Genomic DNA, 19,007 nt, shown 5'->3' on the forward strand with positions numbered 1-19,007 from the left:
AAGCGTCCGGCCCAATTGTCACACTTGTTCCTTTTAAATTAATACGGTAATTAGGTTAATAATACACCGAAACTAAATATGATTGCATTCTTACGGCGATTTCGATATAAATTGATCACAAACAGGAAGGTGAGACAATACGTATTATATGCTTTAGGGGAAATTATTTTAGTGATGATCGGTATCCTTTTGGCGGTTCAGGTCAATGATTGGAGCACCTTGAGAAAGGAGCAAAAAGAAGAACAACAACTCCTAAGGCAACTGAAAACAGAGTTTGAAGTAAATAGGATGCAAATAGAGGATAAAATCACATTACACAGGCAAATAGTAAATAGTGGTAAACAGGTTCTAAGACTCGTAGACGGGCAGGATAGGACTTTATCGCTTGATTCACTTTATTCTCACTTAGGCTGGACAATTACGGCGCCTACTTTCGACCCTTCCCTGGGGGTGACCAATGACCTGATTAATTCGGGAAAATTGTATCTGATCAGAAATGACTCACTACGCCATCTGGTTTCGGGATGGAGCGGTTATATTGATTTTGCGACGGAAGAAGAAAAAATATGGTTGAAGATACGTGATGAATTCTACATTCCGTATTTAAAGGAATCTGTTTCTTACAGAAACGTTCTCCACGCGATCCAGCAGGGAGGTCATGCTAGGGCGATTATGAACTTCGGCGGGAAATATGAATTTTCAAACGCAGGTCGATCAAAATTGGCAAATGCTGAATTTCGAGAGTTTACGGTTGTTGAACTAATGGCGCTAGAAGACCAGGTTGCAGAACTTACCAACCTCAATGATTTATCAGTCACTCAAATGACGGTATTGCGGAACATGGCTGATCAAATTCTGGGTTTGATTGAAAAGGATATCAATTAGATTTCGTTGCTAATCATAATTTTAATGCTACGTATTAACGCTAGTTGCTGACTGACGGGAGTAGAATAAAAATAAATATTTCAGAGTCCTAGTTTACTCTTCTTCTCAGACTTTGTGATTCCCGCTAGAATTTGTTAAACATGAAAAAGACCGTTTTCTTTTTTTTTGCTCTGGAAAAGGTGGGTATCTCTTTATCGGCAGCAAAGGCGGGTTACTCCGGTTTTAATGTGACGCATTAAAATTGCCTCTCGATAAAGTGTCTTTTTCTTTGCTTCGTTTCTTTTATTCATGACGCTCTTATTTCCTTTTATAGGTATTCATGAATACTTCGCATTTGGACAAGTAAAAGAAATGAAGGGGAAAGGCGGGAATTACTCGTCCTGTCGGACTTCGTGAGTCCTAATTATTTTATTTTGAGAATAGTCATGAATTTCTTTACTGCATAATTAAAGAGGGTCAAGAATTATCATCAATAATTTGAAATGTATGATTTCTTTTTCCGAGGTGAGCGGTTTTTAAAATTATTTATTTTAAAAAACACATAGTGAAAAAGTCCCCTTTTTACATTCCTTTTTGGGGAAGCAAAAAGGAATAAAATAAAAACTTACATGGCGGAAATTACTTGTCCTGTCGGACTTCGTGAGTCCCGTGGCATCATCTTGAACAAGAAAAAGTCGGCATTTCATGCCGCTTTTACTCGAAAACAAATTGTTATCAGAAAAGTTAAGGTTAGGCGGGAATTAACTCCTTCGTCGTTGAGTCCCGCCCGAACATTTTGAACAAGAAAAAGTCGGCATTTCATGCCGGTTTTTTATTTCAGTCACCTTCGCTCAAGCGAGCTTGGCTTGGCGTCCTGAAATAAAAAAACCAGCGCTTTGCGCTGGCTTTTTCTTGCATCTGTACTCGAGGCGGGACTTGAACCCGCACGGCCATAATGGCCATTGGATTTTAAGTCCAACGTGTCTACCAATTCCACCACTCGAGCATGTCCTCCGTAGCTTTTCAAAGGGGGACAGAACAAAAAAACGCTGGTAAGCAGCGTTTTCGAGCGAAAAACGGGATTCGAACCCGCGACCTCCACCTTGGCAAGGTGGCGCTCTACCAACTGAGCTATTTTCGCATTTATAATGAACGTCACATCCCGTAAAGATGCGGACGCAAATTTAATACAATTCTATAAAACGCAAAGAACTTTAAAGGAAAAAGAACGTTGGGAATGCCAAAGATTTCCTATGAAGACGCTTTCTTGTTTTTGGTGAGCAATCGCTTGATTTCGTTGAGTTTCATAAGCGCTTCTACCGGAGTGAGAGTGTTGATATCCAGGGTAAGGATCTCCTCCTTAATTTCCTCCAGTAATGGATCATCAAGATGGAAAAAACTCAACTGCATCTCAGATGCCGCTGCCTGTAGCTTTCCGGTAAGCTCTTCGCTGGAATGGCTTTGCTCTAGTTTCTTCAGGACTTTATTGGCCCGGTTCAATACTTGTTGTGGCATCCCGGCCATCCTGGCGACATGGATTCCAAAACTATGGGCACTTCCGCCCGGACTAAGTGTCCTTAGGAAAAGAACCCTGTCTTTTAATTCCTTTACGGTTACATTGTAATTTTTAATGCGCTCAAAGGTGGTTGCCATTTCATTGAGTTCGTGATAATGAGTGGCAAAAAGGGTCTTGGCCCTGCTGGGATGTTCGTGTAAATATTCAGAAATTGCCCATGCTATGGATATTCCGTCATAAGTGCTGGTGCCGCGACCTATCTCATCTAACAAGACCAGACTGCGCTCTGAAAGGTTATTGAGTATAGATGCTGTTTCATTCATCTCAACCATAAAGGTAGACTCCCCCTGGGAAATATTATCACTGGCACCTACCCGGGTAAAGATCTTGTCTACTACTCCTATACTGGCGGCTTCTGCAGGCACAAAACTTCCCGTCTGGGCCAGAAGCACAATAAGGGCGGTCTGCCTTAAAATAGCCGATTTTCCACTCATATTGGGCCCCGTTATCATAATGATTTGCTGGGTTTCCCTGTTCAGGATAATGTCATTGGGGATATACAATTCTCCAGGCCGGAGCTGTTTTTCAATAACCGGGTGTCTTCCTTTGGTGATATTCAGTTCTGTGGAATCATTCATAGAAGGAGCCACATAGTGGTTCTCTATGGAAAGCTGTGCAAATCCACAAAGGCAATCGAGATTTGCAATGGTCTGAGCCGTATTCTGTATAGGAGAAATATAGGCCTGCATCCATAAGATAAGTTGTGAGAATAATTGCTGTTCCAGATCGAGGATTCTCTCTTCTGCTCCCAGGATCTTGGCTTCGTATTCTTTTAATTCTTCAGTAATATATCGCTCTGCATTGACCAGCGTCTGTTTTCTGATCCATTCTTCCGGCACCTTGTCTTTATGTGTATTCCTGACCTCAATATAATATCCAAAAACATTATTGGAAGCAATCTTCAGGCTGCTTATCCCCGTTCGCTCGGTTTCCCTGGCCAGCATCTGGTCTAAGTATTCCTTCCCTGAGGAGGCCAATCCACGAAGTTCATCTAGTTCTGCAGAAAACCCCGGGGCAATAGTTGAACCTTTTTGAACGCTCACTGGGGCCTCTTCACATAAGACTTCCTTGATCCTGTTCCTTAATTCTTCACAACTGTCCAGGGCCTCTCCCAGTTGATCAACAGCTTTGTTACCCGTATCGGAAACCAGCTGTTTTATCGGGACAATGGCCTCCATAGAATTCTTAAGCTGTACCGTTTCCCTGGGATTGATCCTGCCCGTGGCAATTTTGGCTACCAGCCGCTCAAGGTCTCCCATTTTCTTAAGACTCTGCTGCAGCCCGTTTAATAGTTTTTCACTCTCTGTAAAAAAGCCTATAACCCGATGCCTGTCTCTTATCTTTTCGAGATCTTTGAGAGGAAAGGCCAGCCAGCGCTTCAACAATCGCCCTCCCATAGGGGACTTAGTCTTATCTATTATATCGAGCAGGGTAACTGCTTCCGGATGAGGGGAGTGATAAAGTTCCAGATTTCGGATCGTAAAGCGGTCCATCCATACATGGTCATTATTCCCTATTCGGACTAATTTATTAATGTGCTGTAATCGTTTGTGCTCGGTTTCCGAGAGATAGTGCAGAACAGCACCGGCAGCTATAATTCCTAGGGTTAAATTTGAAACCCCAAAACCTTTGAGAGACGCTGTTTTAAAATGAGCGCGAAGTGATTCTCTGGCGTAATCCTCCTGATAGACCCAGTCCTCGAGAAAAAAGCTGTGATATTGTGTGCCAAAGGATTCCAAAAAATCTGTTCTGTGTTTTTTTGAAATCAAGACCTCGTTGGGGCCAAAATGCTGAAGAAGTGTATCAATTTCTTCCCGGTTGCCTTCTGCGGTAAGGAATTCCCCTGTGGAGATATCTACGAGAGCTATACCATAAGACCCTGAACCAAAGTGCAGGGCACACAGGAAATTGTTGCTCTTGGAAGTCAGGATATCATCGTTAAGGGCGACTCCCGGAGTTACGAGTTCGGTAACACCCCTTTTTACAATGGTTTTTGTTTGCTTTGGGTCTTCCAGCTGATCGCATATCGCCACACGCTGCCCGGCCTTAACCAATTTAGGCAAATAGGTATTGAGTGAATGGTGGGGGAAACCGGCAAGTTCTGTCCTGTCTCCTCCATTGTTACGCTGGGTGAGTATAATACCCAGTATTCTGGCAGCTTTTACCGCATCTTCTCCGAAGGTCTCGTAAAAATCACCCACACGAAACAATAACAAGGCATCAGGATACTTGGTCTTGATGGTGTTGTATTGTTTCATTAAAGGTGTTACCTTCTTCGGTTTTTTCATGCGAAACTATCGGATTTAGTGAGTTCAACCTATCTTTACAGCAGAAAACGAAGATACCGAATTGCTTCTGGAATTTAAATCGTTGTTGATATTTTGGGATAACTTCAAACCAAAAGCAATCTGCTCAAAAAGATGAAAAGAAAACTCTTAAATAAGGAATTAAATCGCCTCGATGTCAAGGCTTTTAAAGATGCTCCTAAGACACCTTTAATTCTGGTTTTGGAAAATATTAGAAGCCTGCACAACATCGGTTCCGTATTCAGGACTGCTGATGCCTTTCTCCTCGAAAAAATATATCTCTGTGGTATTACAGCCACCCCGCCTCATAAGGACATTCGTAAAACGGCTTTGGGAGCTACCGAAAGTGTGACATGGGAATATGAGAAAGACAGCCTCTCTCTTATAAACAGATTAAAAAAGACACATCATTGTATGGCGGTTGAGCAGGCCGAAGGCGCAGAGCAACTCGATACTTTCATCCCTTTCCCGGACAAGCCTTACGTATTTGTTTTTGGTAATGAAGTGAAAGGGGTCACTCAGGAAGTGGTTAACGCCTGTGATGGAGTACTGGAAATTCCTCAGTTGGGAACCAAACATTCGCTTAACATAGCCGTCAGCGCAGGTGTAGTCACCTGGGATTTCTGGACGAAATTAAATAGGCAGAAGAAAAAGTCTTAGGGTTGCTGAACTCCGGAAATAAAATCAAGGATACGATCCAGTACAAAGTGATAATCCTCAGCACTGTGTACAAAATCGATTGAACTCACATCAAGAATCAGTGTTTTTTGCTCCGGGTAGCTTTTAATAAAATCAAAATACCCCTTGTTGATCTTTTCCAGATAGTCCGGCTCAATCTGCTGTTCATAACTCCTTCCCCTTTTTTTGATGTTTTCCAGTAAACGATCGGTAGTCTGGTATAAATAAATATAGAGATTAGGTTTCCGAACTTCCCTGTACATCAGGCTGAAAACCTTGCGGTACAGCAGATACTCGTCGGGCTGCAAAGTAATCTTCGCAAAAATCAGGCTCTTATAGACGTCGTAATCGCTGACCATAAATTTCTTAAACAGGTCGAATTGAGTAGTATCCTCCGTAAATTGCTGATAGCGATCTGCCATAAAAGACATCTCAAGGGGGAAGGCGTATCTCGCCTGGTCTTCATAAAATTTTGGCAAAAAAGGATTGTCGGCAAAGCGTTCTAAAACAAGTTTTGCCTTGTAGTCTTCCGATATTTTTTGTGCCAGGGTAGTCTTCCCTGCCCCTATATTTCCTTCAATAGTGACAAAATTCAGGGCTGCAAACTTCTCCTCCCACTGGGCGTGTAAACTTATGTTTGTCTTCCGCAACTCCGATTTGTCCCTGCATTCCTGCAGCAGATTTCGAGTGTCTTTTCCCAGTACAGGATGGTAGAATTGCGGCGCTATGTCTGCCAGTGGCCTTAGGACGAATCGCCTTTTTGCGATTCCGGGATGAGGTAAAATCAGCCTGTCATCTTCCTGAATTAAATTGTCGAAGTAAAGAATGTCTATGTCTAGCGTTCTCGACTGATACCCTTCTTCTGATGACCGCTTCCTGCCCAGCAATTGTTCTATTTGAAGTACTTTTTCAAGCAATTCTGCCGGACTCAGCCTCGTTTCCAGTTCAATGCAGATGTTTAGAAAATCGCCGGCTTCAAACCCCCAGGAGGGGGTTTCATAGACCGGGGAGATTTTTTTTACAATCCCCGCTTTTTCCTGAAGCAGAAACAAGCCTTTCTGAAGGAAGTAAACTCTATTCCCTTCATTGCTGCCAAGGGATAAATAAGTTGTGTGAGAGGCCGCCATAACTTTGGCAAATTAATGAAAAAGAAATGGAATAAGGCGTCTATATCATCGCGCTTATTGAGGGATAACCCGCTAAAAATGACATCCGGACACATAGGGGATTCCTATTTCTTTATTTCCTTAAAATATCAGCCACAGACTCAGGGAGATATGCACTTTCACTATCTTTGAGCCTGTTAAACATCAGATATGAAATTTTTACGAAATCTTTTGGCTGCAATCCTCGGAACGCTGATTGCTATGGGAATACTTTTTTTTATGTTTCTCATCTTTATCAGTCTGGCTAATGTTGAAGAGGGTGTGGTTATAAAACGTAATTCAGTCTTAGAACTCGAATTTGAAGATCCTATCAATGACTATACAGGAAGCAATGAAGCCGATCCCTTTGCCGGACTCTTTGAAGAGTCCGTTGGCCTGGATGATATCTTGCACGCCATTGAAGTAGCCAAAAACGATGACAAGATAGAAGGGATAAGTATTAAGAGTCAGTTTGTCATGGCAGGTTGGTCTCAGGTTAAGGCCATCAGGGATGCCCTCCGCGATTTCAGGGAGTCGGGTAAGTTTGTCTATACCTATGCCGATCTCCTCATGCAAAAGGATTATTTCCTGGCAAGTGTGGCCGACAGCGTATTTCTTAACCCGGTGGGAAATCTCGATTTCAGGGGTTTGTCAGCAGAAATTTTATTTTTTAAGGAACTGCAGGAAAAGACAGGAGTAAAAATGGAGGTGGTAAGGCACGGAAAATACAAAAGTGCAGTTGAACCCTTCCTGCAAAATGAAATGAGTGATGAGAACCGGACACAGATCAAAGAGCTGCTCGAATCATTGTGGGGGAGCATGCTTGAAGACATGTCTGCCGATCGTAACTTAAGTATTGAAGATCTAAATGCCATTGCCGATTCGCTTGGAGGAAGAACACCTGAACTGGCTAAAAGGGCAGGCCTGATTGACGAAACCCTTTATTGGGACCAATATGAGGCGAAACTAAAACAGGCCATGGGCAAATCTGATGATCAGGGGATAAATTATGTAGAGCTTTCTGATTATCTGAAAGAGGCCAGGAAAAAATCGATCTATAAAGGCAGTGATCGTATTGCCGTGATTTATGCTCAGGGAGAAATCCTTTACGGGGAAGGCGGCCCTAACTACATAGGGCAGGGCCTGATTAACAGGGCACTCATTCGTGCCCGGGAAGATGATAGGGTAAAAGCAGTTGTACTACGTGTCAATTCTCCAGGGGGGAGTGCGCTTACTTCGGATTTGATCTGGAGAGAAGTTGTCCTCACAAAAAAAGAAAAACCAGTGGTGGTTTCAATGGGTGATGTGGCAGCCTCAGGCGGGTACTATATTGCCGCCGGAGCTGACAAAATCCTCGCTGAACCCACTACCATCACAGGTTCTATTGGCGTATTCGGAACCATTCCCAATATTAGTGAACTGGCCGGCGACATAGGTATTAACGCCGAACAGGTGGAAACCAACAGCAATGCAACGGAATACTCCCTTTTCGAGCCCATGACCCCTGAATTCAGAAGTGTTATTACAGAGAGTATTGAAGCAACGTACCAAACCTTCCTGACACGAGTCTCTGAAGGGAGGAACATATCTATGGAGAGAGCAGACAGCCTGGCACAGGGGAGGGTCTGGAGCGGAGCGGAAGCCCTGAGAATCGGTCTGGTTGACGAATTGGGCGGACTGGAAGATGCTATTGAAGAGGCAGCTAATTTGGCAGAAATATCTTCTTACAGCATCCGCAGATATCCCAGGTACAAGTCGAATTTCGAAATGCTCATGGAAGACCTATCAGGGACCAAAACCAGGGTAAAGGAAGATGTTCTTAAAGGGGAACTGGGATCTGAAGCTTACAACCTCTACAAGGAAGTTAAAAGGGCCACCCAACAACGTGGTGTTCAGGCCAGAATGCCATTCAGCATAACCATCAAATAGGCTCATGACGGATAAGGATAGGAAAGTAGCCTACAAGATTTATTTGTACCTGGGAGCACTTTTTATTACCTCTCTCGTTGTATCAAATTTAATCTTTCAGAAGTTCTTTTACTGGAAGCCTTTTGGAGAAGTTTCTGTTTACGGGGCGTCACTCTTTGAAATCTCCGTAGGGATTTTACCCTATCCTATAACCTTCCTGATTACCGATCTCATTTCTGAGGTCTACGGAAAGAAAAAGGCCAATCAGATTGTTACGGCTGGAATATTTGCCTCTTTTTTTTCCATGGGGATTATTCTACTTGCTGAAATGGCACCGGCAATTCCCGAATCACCAATAGGAGATGATCTTTTCAGTAAAGTATTTGCCCTTTCACCCATAGCAGTTCTCGCCTCCATGATCGCCTATCTTTGTGCGCAGTACGTGGATATTGCTATCTATCACTTCTGGAAACGTATAACTAAGGGAAGGTATCTGTGGGTTAGGAATAACTTTTCAACTTTTCTCTCACAGTTCATAGACACCTTCACCGTAGTTGGTTTATTGTGTGTATTCGGAGTGCTACCCTGGTCCCTGTTTACAGGTCTTGTTATCAGTGGTTTTCTTTTTAAGGTTTTTATAGCACTTATCGACACCCCTTTCCTCTATTTTTTCGTATATATTTTCAGAAAGCGATTTAATTTAAAAATAGGGGAAGAGATCGTATTGGATATCTGATCCATCTTCCATTCTCAAATCTAAGTTCATGAAGAAAAAAATTGTCAAAATAGTGGCGGGGATCTTTATCCTCTTTCTGGGAATTGCCATCGCCCTTCCATTTTTCCTCGAAGGAAAAATAGGAACCATCATAAAAAATAAAGTAAATAATAGTATAACGGGTTCGTTCGACTTTGCCGATGCCGATCTGAGCCTGATCAGGAGCTTTCCCAATGCTGAATTACGAATTACTGAGGCGGTATTGCTTACGGCTGAACCTTTTGAGGGGGATACGCTTTTTGCTGCGGGTGAAATCGACCTGACGCTATCGATTTTTGAACTTTTTAAAGATGCATCAGAGCCTATTCAGCTGAAGGAGCTAAACCTCAACAAAGCACTGATCAACATAAAATACAATGAAGAGGAACAGGCGAATTACGACATCGCCAGAAGTGCAGAAGGGCAGGGGGATAGCCAGGCTGAGCAAAGTAATTTTACCCTTGATCTCCAGGAGTATACTATTAGTGAGTCCCGACTGGTTTATGAGGATTTGTCCTCAGGCCTTTACGTTGAGGTAACCGATATAGAGCACAGCGGATCGGGAGATCTTTCTCTGAAGGAGTCGAAGCTTCAAACTATTTCCGAGGCACTGGTTAGTTTAAGTATGGACGGGACGAATTATTTAAACGAACAAAAAGTTTCTCTCGAAGCCTTGTTAGGGATAGACCTGGAAACAAACACCTATACCTTTTTGGAAAACGAAGGCTTTATCAATCAACTCCCCCTCATTTTTAATGGCTATGTTCGGGTAGAAGAAGAGTTCAACGAGCTGGACATCAATTTTAAAACACCTTCATCCGACTTTAAGAACTTTCTGGCACTATTTCCGGAAAAATATTCCAAAGATATTGCCGGGGTATCAACATCGGGAGATTTTACTGTTGAAGGCGAGATCAAAGGAAAAATGGACGATACACATATTCCACAATTCAGGGTGAATATCAGTTCAGAGAAAGCTGCTTTTAAATATCCCGATCTGCCCAAAGGAGTTGATAATATTGTGATTTCTACCGAGGTAGTGAATAAGACGGGCCTGGCTGAGGATACCTATGTAAATATAGAAAGGGCCTCCTTTAATATTGATCAGGATCGATTTGCGATGGAAGCCAGAATATCCGAGCTAAGTGGGAATACCAAAGTCAGTGCAAGGATCGATGCCGATATGAATCTGGCCAACCTCGCGAAAGCCTATCCTTATGCTGCTGAACAGGAGTTGAAAGGACTCTTAAAGGCAAATGTTTCCACGGCTTTTGATATGGCGTCTGTAGAAAAGAAACAATACGCAAAGACCCGTTCATCCGGGCAGGTTAAGGTTGATGGATTTGAATACAGCAATGAAGAACTTACAGCTCCCGTTCAATTCAAGACGATAGCGCTCGACTTTAAACCGGAGAGGATCACTCTTAACCGCATGCAGGGCAATTTGGGAAAAACCGATTTCGATGTCTCGGGGACACTCAATAACCTACTGGGTTTTATGTTTAACCAGGAAGAGGTGGAAGGAAATTTCAACCTCAATTCCAATACGTTTTCTCTAAATGACTTCATGGCTGAAAAAGTACAGGAGGAAGGAGTGGAAGGTCAGGTTGCCTCGGCAATTAAAATTCCATCTTTCCTGAATTGTACGATCAATGCAAAGGCACAAACCGTTTTGTATGATAACCTGACATTAAAAAATGTAGAAGGAACACTAAAGATCAAGGATGAAACGGCATCTCTCAGCAATTTCTCTTCCTCCCTTTTCAATGGTAAGTTAACCCTGGACGGTTTGGTCTCCACCAAAACGGAAACTCCCACCTTTGATATGAAGCTGGGTGCAGACCAATTTCAATTGGGTGAAGCCTTTAATAATCTCGACTTGTTAAAAACCCTGGCCCCTATTGCCTCTGCCTTGCAGGGAAAACTCAATTCAAAAATTTCGATCTCAGGTAATTTAAGTCCTGAATTTACCCCTGATCTGGAGAGTATTACCGGGAATATACTTGCCGAAATCCTCGAGACTAAGATCAACAGGGAAAGAGCGAACGTACTCAATGCCGTAGCTTCCCAACTTCAGTTTATCGACCTGGAAAAGCTCAACTTAAGTGGGTTAAAGACTGCCCTTTCTTTTAAAGACGGGATAGTGTCTGTAAAACCTATGACTTTTAATTACCAGGATATCGCCATTACCGTCGACGGAAGTCATAGCTTTGACAGAAAACTGAATTACACGGCAAGACTTGATGTGCCGGCAAAATATCTGGGTTCGGAAGTTAATGGCCTGATCACTAAAATAAATGACAATAGCCTTCAAAACCTGACGTTACCTGTAGGTGTTACCATAGGAGGGGAATACAATAACCCTCAGGTTAAAACTGATCTGACCTCAGGGGTAAAAAACCTTACAGCCAGCCTGGTGGAAGTTCAGAAACAAAAACTCCTCAATCAGGGTAAAGAAAAAGCTTCTACCCTGCTCGAAGGTTTGCTCACTGGCAAGAATAAAACAGACAGCACTGCAATTAAAACAACTTCATCAGAGGGAGTGAAAGAAACGCTGGGGAATATCCTGACATCGGGTACAAAAAGAACTGATACAGTAAATAAGGATTCTGCAGCAACTGCTTCTCCAAACGAGGCTGTTAAAGAGGCGGCTAAATCGGTTTTAGGTGGCCTGCTGAAGAAAAAGAAAAAAGATACCACTTCAGTTCGGAAGGATACTGTTAATTGATGGTAAGGGATACGTAATAGCCCTCGCTTCCCCGGATATTAAAGACTGTATTGTCCTCAAAAAGGAGGTACTGACCTTTAATCCCCATCAGCTTGCCTTGGTATTGAGGTGTCTTTTCCAGATTGAGACTTTTTACTTTTTCGGGATAGCTTAAAACCGGGAATTCTAATTCGGTTTCTTTGTTATTTTCTATAAAATAAGGAGCCGCCTCTGCAGGAATAAAGGGACGTAATCGATTCCGCCAGCTCTCCAGATTTTCATCGTCTACCTTGTTGGTGAGCATTTTTCTCCAATTGGTTTTATCTGCGACATGTTCCTTTAAAGCAACTTCTGTAATTCCAGCCAGGTATCTGTTGGGCACCTCTACAATTTCAATGGCTTCATGCGCTCCCTGGTCGATCCATCGGGTCGGTACCTGTGATTTCCTGGTGACTCCAACTTTTACGTTGCTCGAATTGGCGAGATAAACTATATGGGGTTGTAATTGTACTTTTTTTTCATATTCCAGATCCCTGTCCTCTTTTTCGAGGTGAGCGGTACTTAACTCTGGATGCATAATCCAATCGCCTGCAGAAGGAATCTCATAAAAGCAGCTCCGGCAGAATCCCTGTCTGAAAATAGGCCGTTCCAGACCACAATTAAGACATTGATACTTTAAGAATGTGATTTGCAGATTCTTATTCAGAACCTGATTGACATTGAGGAAATCTGCATCAAATAGTAAATAATACTGAATAGGACTTCCTATTTCAGTTTTCATTTTTCGTAAAACCCCTTCGTACTGCATATGCGCGTATTTGTAGAATATCCGCTAAATTTTGCTACCTTTCCTTTCAGTTTTTTAGCATGCCAAAGATACCGAAAAATGCCTATTCCACTATTTAACTCCATAGCTTCTTGGCTGCTTAAAAAGCGGTATCACCAGATAGAGCTCTTCCTTAAATATCCTGCTGAAGTTCAACAGGAAGTATTAGACCAATTGCTGGAAATAGCTGAAGACACTGAGTTTGGCAAGAAATACGATTTTGAATCCATTGAAAACTACAGAATTTTCAGAGAACGCGTACCCATAGTATCGTACGAGGAAGCAGAACCCTTTATTGAACGAAGCAGGAAGGGGGAACAGAATATATTTTGGCCCACTACTATAAAATGGTTCGCCAAGAGTAGCGGTACCACCAATGCAAAAAGTAAATTTATTCCTGTAAGCACAGAAGCCCTTGAAGACTGCCACTACAAGTCGGGGAAAGACCTTCTTTGTCTCTATTTGAATAACAATGAGAATTCACAGCTTTTTACGGGAAAAAGTCTGCGGTTAGGTGGCAGTAAGGAATTATATGAAGACAACGGGACCTTTTTTGGTGATCTCTCAGCCATTTTGATTGACAACATGCCCTTCTGGGCAGAGTTGAGCAGTACCCCCAGCAACCGGGTGTCTCTGATGAGCGAATGGGAAACGAAAATGAATGCAATCATACAGGAAAGTATACAGGAGAATGTCACCAGCCTGGCAGGAGTGCCATCCTGGATGCTTGTTTTGCTAAATAATGTCCTGGAAGAAACTGGAAAACAACACCTTTTTGAGATTTGGGAAAATCTGGAAGTTTATTTTCATGGGGGGGTAAGTTTTAACCCATACAGAGAACAGTATGATAAGTTGTTACCCCGCAAGAGATTTAAGTATTACGAAATCTACAATGCCTCAGAAGGATTTTTTGCGATTCAGGACAGAAACAACGCCGACGATCTACTCCTGATGCTAGATTATGGGATTTTCTATGAGTTTATCCCGATGGATCAATATGGGACGGAAGGACAGCAGGCAATTCCTCTATGGGAGGTAGAGATTGGTAAAAACTACGCCATCATAATTACGACCAATTCCGGACTATGGCGCTATAAAATAGGGGATACGGTAAGGTTCACTTCTACAGATCCTTTCAGAATAAAGATCACCGGAAGGACAAAACACCATATCAATGTCTTCGGGGAAGAACTCATCATTGAGAATGCTGAAAAGGCCCTGGAACAAATATGCCAGAAGACAGGAGCCCAGATAAAGGATTATACCGTAGCGCCCATTTTTATGTCGGGGAAGGAAAAAGGGGCCCATGAATGGATGATCGAATTCAGGAAGGCTCCCGAAAAACTTACTGTGTTTACGGAATCCCTCGACAGGGCACTCAAAGCCCTGAATTCGGATTACGAAGCCAAGCGCTATAACAATATGACCTTAAACATGCCAAAGGTCCATGTGGCACGCGAAAACCTTTTTTACGACTGGTTAAAATCGAAAGATAAACTGGGAGGACAGCATAAAATCCCCAGATTATCAAACGATAGGGCCTATCTCGATGAGTTGCTACAGATGAATAGTTAGGAAAATTACTACTTCTTACCCTCTATTTTTTGAAGCTACATCGATAAAATACCTACACTCGTCAAAAAAATAGCAGATATTCCTCGATTATACTCAAATTGAGGCTCTTAACTTAACCGACAACTTTAAAATCATGGCAGAAAAACTCGTTATCCTTTCCGATATGTGGGGCACTAAGAGGGGTCTTTGGATCACTTCTTACCTCGGATACCTCCAACAATATTTCGACATTCAGTTTCACGATACTCAGCAACTCGCCGATGTTGATTTGGTTGTTTGTACCTCCGAAAAGCTGTACGATGCATTTAAAAGTGGGGGAAGGGATTACGCGGTGTCACAATTACTCAATAAAGAAAAAGAGCCCTGTCACTATCTTACCTTCTGCGCCGGGGGTACTGTAGCCTGGCTTGCATCTCAAAAGGGGTTGCCTATGAAGTCACTATATGCGGTGTCTCCTACAGAATTACCTATGGATGGGCCTAAGCCAGATTGCCCCGTGAGATTACTCTACGGAGGAAATGACAAGGATATTCCGTCCAGTGATTGGGCTGATAAAAATGGTGTTTCGCTGGAAGTTATGCCACAATACGGGCATGAATTGTATTCAGATGAAATGATCATCCAAAAAGTTTGTTTGTCGCTTCTGGAATCCGCAATTCACAAAAAATTTCAACTTTAGGAGACTGCCTTTAGCTTTTTGATGGTCTCATAGGAAAGTTTTTCCTGAGCATAAGGTTTGGATACCTTGAATTCTGTTTCTTCACTGCTGGGAAGTTCAAACATAGCATCGGTAAACACAGCTTCGCACAGAGAACGAAGGCCCCGGGCTCCAAGCTTGTATTCAATCGCCTTGTCCACAATATAGTCCAGTGCCTGATCTGTGATCTCAAAAGTAATACCGTCCATAGCAAATAATTTCTCATACTGCTTAATGATGGCATTCTTCGGTTCTGTAAGGATGGCCCTGAGGGTTTTCTTGTCTAAAGGATTCATATGGGTGAGGACAGGCAATCGACCTATAATCTCAGGGATAAGGCCGAATTCCTTTAAATCCTTCGGAATAATATACTGCAGTACATTATCCTGGTCAATATGCTCTTCTTTGCGGGAGGCACTGTAACCGATTGCCTGCATATTGAGCCGTTTGGTAATAATACGTTCTATTCCATCAAACGCCCCACCGGCAACAAATAATATATTTTCAGTATTTACTTCAATAAATTTCTGATCCGGATGCTTTCTACCTCCTTTTGGAGGAACATTGACAACGGTTCCTTCAAGTAGCTTTAGTAAGCCCTGTTGTACCCCTTCTCCTGAAACGTCGCGGGTAATGGACGGATTGTCACTTTTACGCGCAATCTTGTCTATTTCATCGATAAAAACGATTCCTCGTTCTGCTTTTTCAAGATTGTAATCTGCCGCTTGCAAAAGCCTTGTCAGGATGCTTTCAACATCTTCTCCTACATAACCGGCTTCGGTAAGTACGGTTGCATCTACAATGGCTAAAGGGACATTGAGCATTTTGGCAATAGTTCTTGCCATCAGGGTTTTACCTGTACCGGTTTGACCCACCATGATAATATTGCTCTTCTGGATTTCAATTTCGTCTTCCTTGGAACTGGGCTGTAAAAGGCGTTTATAATGGTTGTAAACCGCAACGGAAAGAACTTTTTTCGTTCGTCCCTGCCCGATGATAAAAGTGTCGAGAAAATCTTTTATCTCCTTGGGCTTTTTCAGGGTTAGTTCTGAAGAGAGGTCATCGGTTTTAGACTGCTTCGATTCTTCTGCTACTATTCCATGCGCCTGTTCGATACATCGATCACAGATATGAGCATCCAACCCTGCTATGAGCAGGTTAGTTTCCGGCTTTTTACGGCCACAAAAAGAACATTCTAAATTTTCCTTCGCCATTTTTCTTGGTACTATCGGCTATTATAACGAAATAATTCCGTTTTTGGTTTATTTCACAGACTATTGACCCACTTTTACGAAAAAGTGTAAGAATGAGACTTAGGCCTTATCCCTTTCTAATATTTCATCAATCATACCATATGAGAGAGCCTCTTCAGCTTTCATCCAGTAATCCCTGTCACTGTCCTCATAGACCTTATCGAATGGCTGACCCGAATGCTCTGAGATGATATTGTAGAGTTCATCTTTGATCTTAAGTACTTCCTTAGCAGCAATTTCAATATCACTTGCCTGGCCCTGGGCCCCCGACATAGGTTGATGAATCATCACCCTGGAGTGTTTTAGTCCGCTTCGTTTTCCTTTTTCGCCTGCGCAAAGCAGCACAGCTCCCATGGAAGCTGCCATACCTGTGCAAATCGTGGCCACGTCGGGTTTGATGAATTGCATGGTATCGTAGATTCCCAGGCCGGCGTAAACACTTCCCCCGGGGGAATTGATATATATCTGGATGTCCTTTGAAGAATCAGCACTGGCCAGAAACAACAGCTGAGCCTGAACAATGTTCGCTACCTGATCACTTATGCCTGTGCCGAGGAATATAATCCTGTCCATCATAAGCCGCGAAAACACGTCCATGGCAATGGCATTGAGTTGTCGTTCCTCGATAATATTGGGAGTCATATTCACGGGATACATACTGCGAAGAACTTCATCGTAGTACATACTATTTAATCCCTGATCCTTTATTGCGAAATTTTTGAATTCTTTTCCGTAATTCATTTTATCAATATCGTTGTTTAAAAAAAAGGAGCCGAATCATAATCATTCGGCTCCGTAAAGATACTTATTTTTAGTGAAAATTGATGGCGGGAAAATGTATGTCATCAATTTTACAATAGTCTTAACACTCCCACTTAAAAGGCCCTAAACAGAGCAGTCATTCAGCAAACTTACCCGTATACTTCTTTTACAAAGTTCTCGTAAGTTACTTCTTTGACCTTTAAGTTTGCCTTTTCCTTATAAAGGCTGAGGAGTTTCTGACTCATCAATTGTTCAGAAAGGCGTTTAACTTCCTCCTGATTGCTCATTACCCTGCCGGCAATAGCCTCAAGTTCCTCTTCCTGTGGATTCATCTGCCCGTATTGAGCCATTTGCGATTTGATAAATCCTTTGGCGAATTCTTTTAATTCATCATAGGTGATTTCAATATTGTGATCTTTGATAATCTTACCTTCAATCAACTGGTACCTCAATCCCTTTTCTGATTTCTCGTATTCATCATTTGCCTCTTCCTCAGAAAGGGGTTTTTCCCCCGTCATCTGGATCCACTTCTTTAAAAAGGCAGTGGGGAGTTCAAATTTTGTTGTGTCAATGAGTCGTTCCGTAACGTCATTCAGTAGCTTTTGATCCGACTGCTGCTCAAATTGTTTTTCAGCATCTGTTTTAAGACGTTCTTTTAACTCCTTTTCAGAAGTGATGGCATCCTTTCCAAAAAGTTTGTCAAAAAGTTCCTGGTTTAACTCGGCTGGCTCCCTTTCGTTGATCTCCTCGATAGTGAATTCAACTTCGATGTTTAATTTGTCTGCCTTATCCCTGTTAATTCCAAGTGCACCTGAAAGCAGGTAGTCCTCTTTAAATAATCCTTTGGTTTTCAGTATAACTTTATCCCCAGGTTTTTTACCTAAAATGGATTCAAGAGCCTTCTTACTTTTAATTTTATCTAATTCTACAGTGGATTTATGCTCAATTTCTTCTGCCTCGTTGAAAAAAGTTCCTGTTACTTCATCTTTTTTTTCCGCCTCTTTCTTTGAGATTAACTTGCCGAACTGCTTTTGAATTCTCTCCAGCTGTTCCTCTATCATCTTCTTGTCGGCAACGATTTTATACTGGATAACAGGTTTCTTGGTTTTCAGATTGGCATCAAATTCAGGGGCAAGGCCCAGCTCAAATTCGAAGGAAAATTCCTCTTTATCCCAATCGAAGCTATCCTGCTGCTTGGGCAATGGATTTCCCAAAACGTCGAGTTTTTCTTCGTTGAGGTACTTGTTAAGATTGTCCTGTAGCAATTTATTTACTTCATCAACCAATACGGCGCGACCGTATTGTTTTTTGATAAGTCCCATAGGAACTTGTCCTTTCCTGAATCCTGGAATATTCGCCTGTCTGCGATAATCCTTCAGGATCTTTTCAACCTTGTCCTGGTAATCTTCTTTGCTGATATCGACCTTAACTACTGCGTTGAGGTCATCGATCTGCTCCTTGCTAATGTTCATGTATAATTGTGATTTACTTCCCTAAAAGGGAGGCAAAAGTAGTACTTTTTACACTGAGGAACAAGTTTTTAGAAGGTTGTGTACCCAGTCATTTATCTCGACTTCTCAGGGTCCTTTAAAACGGAGAAAAATATGGATTGCAGGAAGGAGAGCAATAAGCTAAACAAGAGTGCCCACCAGATATTATCCACACTAAATCCGCCTACCAACTGATCAGCCAGCAGGATAATAATAGCATTGATAACCAGCAGGAAGAGCCCCAAGGTCAGGATGGTTACAGGTAAGGTAAGTATGACCAGGATAGGCTTGACAATAAAATTGAGCAAACTCAAAACAACGGCCACAATAATGGCAGTGACGTAGGAGTCGACCTGTACACCGCCCAGGAGTTTGGCGAGCAGGACAACGGCTAAGGCGGAAAGTAATACCCTGAGAATTAGTTTCATATTCAAGAGGTTAGATTAATAAAAAAGGCACGCCTTTT

The 19,007-nt window shown here is 42.4% G+C and carries 15 protein-coding genes and 2 tRNA genes; 8 read left to right on the forward strand and 9 right to left on the reverse strand.

What is annotated here, in order from left to right; all coding sequences use genetic code 11:
* Positions 1 to 78 precede the first annotated feature (78 nt).
* Positions 79 to 885, forward strand: a complete 807-nt coding sequence (locus tag ACA086_RS09845; protein WP_371003132.1) for a DUF6090 family protein — start codon at positions 79 to 81, stop codon at positions 883 to 885.
* 900 nt (positions 886 to 1,785) lie between these two features.
* On the opposite strand, the gene ACA086_RS09850 is transcribed toward ACA086_RS09845, so the two are convergent.
* From ACA086_RS09850 to mutS, 3 genes are all read right to left on the reverse strand, one after another.
* Positions 1,786 to 1,870, reverse strand: a tRNA-Leu gene (locus ACA086_RS09850).
* A gap of 62 nt (positions 1,871 to 1,932) precedes the next feature.
* Positions 1,933 to 2,005, reverse strand: a tRNA-Gly gene (locus tag ACA086_RS09855).
* 110 nt (positions 2,006 to 2,115) lie between these two features.
* On the reverse strand, positions 2,116 to 4,728 hold the full coding sequence (mutS, locus tag ACA086_RS09860; protein ID WP_371003133.1) for a DNA mismatch repair protein MutS: 2,613 nt from the start codon (positions 4,726 to 4,728) through the stop codon (positions 2,116 to 2,118).
* 132 nt (positions 4,729 to 4,860) lie between these two features.
* Here mutS and ACA086_RS09865 point away from each other — a divergent pair, with 132 nt between their 5' ends.
* Entirely contained in the window at positions 4,861 to 5,406 is a 546-nt protein-coding gene (locus ACA086_RS09865) for an RNA methyltransferase (protein WP_371003134.1), read from the forward strand.
* Here the strand turns inward: ACA086_RS09865 and folK are convergent.
* The gene (folK, locus tag ACA086_RS09870) at positions 5,403 to 6,551 is read right to left on the reverse strand and encodes a 2-amino-4-hydroxy-6-hydroxymethyldihydropteridine diphosphokinase (protein WP_371003135.1); all 1,149 of its coding nucleotides are present in this window, start codon (positions 6,549 to 6,551) and stop codon (positions 5,403 to 5,405) included. The genes ACA086_RS09865 and folK overlap by 4 nt on opposite strands.
* Positions 6,552 to 6,566: 15 nt before the next feature.
* On the opposite strand from folK, the gene ACA086_RS09875 reads away from it, so the two are divergent.
* From ACA086_RS09875 to ACA086_RS09890, 4 genes are read left to right on the forward strand one after another with little or no spacing between them, the layout of a single operon-like run.
* Positions 6,567 to 6,722: a hypothetical protein gene (locus ACA086_RS09875; RefSeq protein ID WP_371003136.1), complete on the forward strand. Its 156-nt coding sequence runs from the start codon at positions 6,567 to 6,569 to the stop codon at positions 6,720 to 6,722.
* A gap of 18 nt (positions 6,723 to 6,740) precedes the next feature.
* On the forward strand, positions 6,741 to 8,498 hold the full coding sequence (gene sppA, locus ACA086_RS09880) for a signal peptide peptidase SppA (RefSeq protein ID WP_371003137.1): 1,758 nt from the start codon (positions 6,741 to 6,743) through the stop codon (positions 8,496 to 8,498).
* 4 nt (positions 8,499 to 8,502) lie between these two features.
* Positions 8,503 to 9,213, forward strand: a complete 711-nt coding sequence (locus tag ACA086_RS09885) for a queuosine precursor transporter (RefSeq protein WP_371003138.1) — start codon at positions 8,503 to 8,505, stop codon at positions 9,211 to 9,213.
* Positions 9,214 to 9,241: 28 nt separating this feature from the next.
* Positions 9,242 to 11,959, forward strand: a complete 2,718-nt coding sequence (locus tag ACA086_RS09890) for an AsmA-like C-terminal region-containing protein (protein ID WP_371003139.1) — start codon at positions 9,242 to 9,244, stop codon at positions 11,957 to 11,959.
* Here ACA086_RS09890 and ACA086_RS09895 read toward each other — a convergent pair.
* Positions 11,952 to 12,746, reverse strand: a complete 795-nt coding sequence (locus ACA086_RS09895; protein WP_371003140.1) for a DUF2797 domain-containing protein — start codon at positions 12,744 to 12,746, stop codon at positions 11,952 to 11,954. The genes ACA086_RS09890 and ACA086_RS09895 overlap by 8 nt on opposite strands.
* A 78-nt stretch (positions 12,747 to 12,824) precedes the next feature.
* On the opposite strand from ACA086_RS09895, the gene ACA086_RS09900 reads away from it, so the two are divergent.
* The gene (locus ACA086_RS09900) at positions 12,825 to 14,339 is read left to right on the forward strand and encodes a GH3 auxin-responsive promoter family protein (RefSeq protein ID WP_371003141.1); all 1,515 of its coding nucleotides are present in this window, start codon (positions 12,825 to 12,827) and stop codon (positions 14,337 to 14,339) included.
* A gap of 133 nt (positions 14,340 to 14,472) precedes the next feature.
* Positions 14,473 to 15,018 carry a hypothetical protein gene (locus ACA086_RS09905; protein ID WP_371003142.1) on the forward strand — a complete coding sequence of 182 codons (546 nt, stop codon included), beginning with the start codon at positions 14,473 to 14,475 and terminating at the stop codon, positions 15,016 to 15,018.
* Here the strand turns inward: ACA086_RS09905 and clpX are convergent.
* From clpX to ACA086_RS09925, 4 genes are all read right to left on the reverse strand, one after another.
* Entirely contained in the window at positions 15,015 to 16,250 is a 1,236-nt protein-coding gene (clpX, locus tag ACA086_RS09910) for an ATP-dependent Clp protease ATP-binding subunit ClpX (protein WP_371003143.1), read from the reverse strand. The two genes, ACA086_RS09905 and clpX, sit on opposite strands and share 4 nt — an antisense overlap.
* Before the next feature lie 99 nt (positions 16,251 to 16,349).
* Positions 16,350 to 17,030, reverse strand: a complete 681-nt coding sequence (clpP, locus tag ACA086_RS09915) for an ATP-dependent Clp endopeptidase proteolytic subunit ClpP (RefSeq protein WP_371003144.1) — start codon at positions 17,028 to 17,030, stop codon at positions 16,350 to 16,352.
* 170 nt (positions 17,031 to 17,200) lie between these two features.
* Entirely contained in the window at positions 17,201 to 18,523 is a 1,323-nt protein-coding gene (tig, locus tag ACA086_RS09920) for a trigger factor (RefSeq protein WP_371003145.1), read from the reverse strand.
* 92 nt (positions 18,524 to 18,615) lie between these two features.
* Complete coding sequence (locus ACA086_RS09925) at positions 18,616 to 18,969, reverse strand: phage holin family protein (RefSeq protein ID WP_371003146.1); 354 nt, start codon at positions 18,967 to 18,969, stop codon at positions 18,616 to 18,618.
* Positions 18,970 to 19,007 lie beyond the last annotated feature (38 nt).

This window comes from Muriicola sp. E247 (genome assembly GCF_041358175.1).
Taxonomy (GTDB): domain Bacteria; phylum Bacteroidota; class Bacteroidia; order Flavobacteriales; family Flavobacteriaceae; genus Muriicola.

Excerpts from the sequence above, each read along its gene's own strand:
- ACA086_RS09845 (WP_371003132.1), top strand. The coding sequence starts at position 79 with ATGATTGCATTCTTACGGCGATTTCGATATAAATTGATCACAAACAGG.
- mutS (WP_371003133.1), bottom strand. The coding sequence starts at position 4,728 with ATGAAAAAACCGAAGAAGGTAACACCTTTAATGAAACAATACAACACC.
- ACA086_RS09865 (WP_371003134.1), top strand. The coding sequence starts at position 4,861 with ATGAAAAGAAAACTCTTAAATAAGGAATTAAATCGCCTCGATGTCAAG.
- folK (WP_371003135.1), bottom strand. The coding sequence starts at position 6,551 with ATGGCGGCCTCTCACACAACTTATTTATCCCTTGGCAGCAATGAAGGG.
- ACA086_RS09875 (WP_371003136.1), top strand. The coding sequence starts at position 6,567 with ATGAAAAAGAAATGGAATAAGGCGTCTATATCATCGCGCTTATTGAGG.
- sppA (WP_371003137.1), top strand. The coding sequence starts at position 6,741 with ATGAAATTTTTACGAAATCTTTTGGCTGCAATCCTCGGAACGCTGATT.
- ACA086_RS09885 (WP_371003138.1), top strand. The coding sequence starts at position 8,503 with ATGACGGATAAGGATAGGAAAGTAGCCTACAAGATTTATTTGTACCTG.
- ACA086_RS09890 (WP_371003139.1), top strand. The coding sequence starts at position 9,242 with ATGAAGAAAAAAATTGTCAAAATAGTGGCGGGGATCTTTATCCTCTTT.
- ACA086_RS09895 (WP_371003140.1), bottom strand. The coding sequence starts at position 12,746 with ATGCAGTACGAAGGGGTTTTACGAAAAATGAAAACTGAAATAGGAAGT.
- ACA086_RS09900 (WP_371003141.1), top strand. The coding sequence starts at position 12,825 with ATGCCTATTCCACTATTTAACTCCATAGCTTCTTGGCTGCTTAAAAAG.
- ACA086_RS09905 (WP_371003142.1), top strand. The coding sequence starts at position 14,473 with ATGGCAGAAAAACTCGTTATCCTTTCCGATATGTGGGGCACTAAGAGG.
- clpX (WP_371003143.1), bottom strand. The coding sequence starts at position 16,250 with ATGGCGAAGGAAAATTTAGAATGTTCTTTTTGTGGCCGTAAAAAGCCG.
- clpP (WP_371003144.1), bottom strand. The coding sequence starts at position 17,030 with ATGAATTACGGAAAAGAATTCAAAAATTTCGCAATAAAGGATCAGGGA.
- tig (WP_371003145.1), bottom strand. The coding sequence starts at position 18,523 with ATGAACATTAGCAAGGAGCAGATCGATGACCTCAACGCAGTAGTTAAG.
- ACA086_RS09925 (WP_371003146.1), bottom strand. The coding sequence starts at position 18,969 with ATGAAACTAATTCTCAGGGTATTACTTTCCGCCTTAGCCGTTGTCCTG.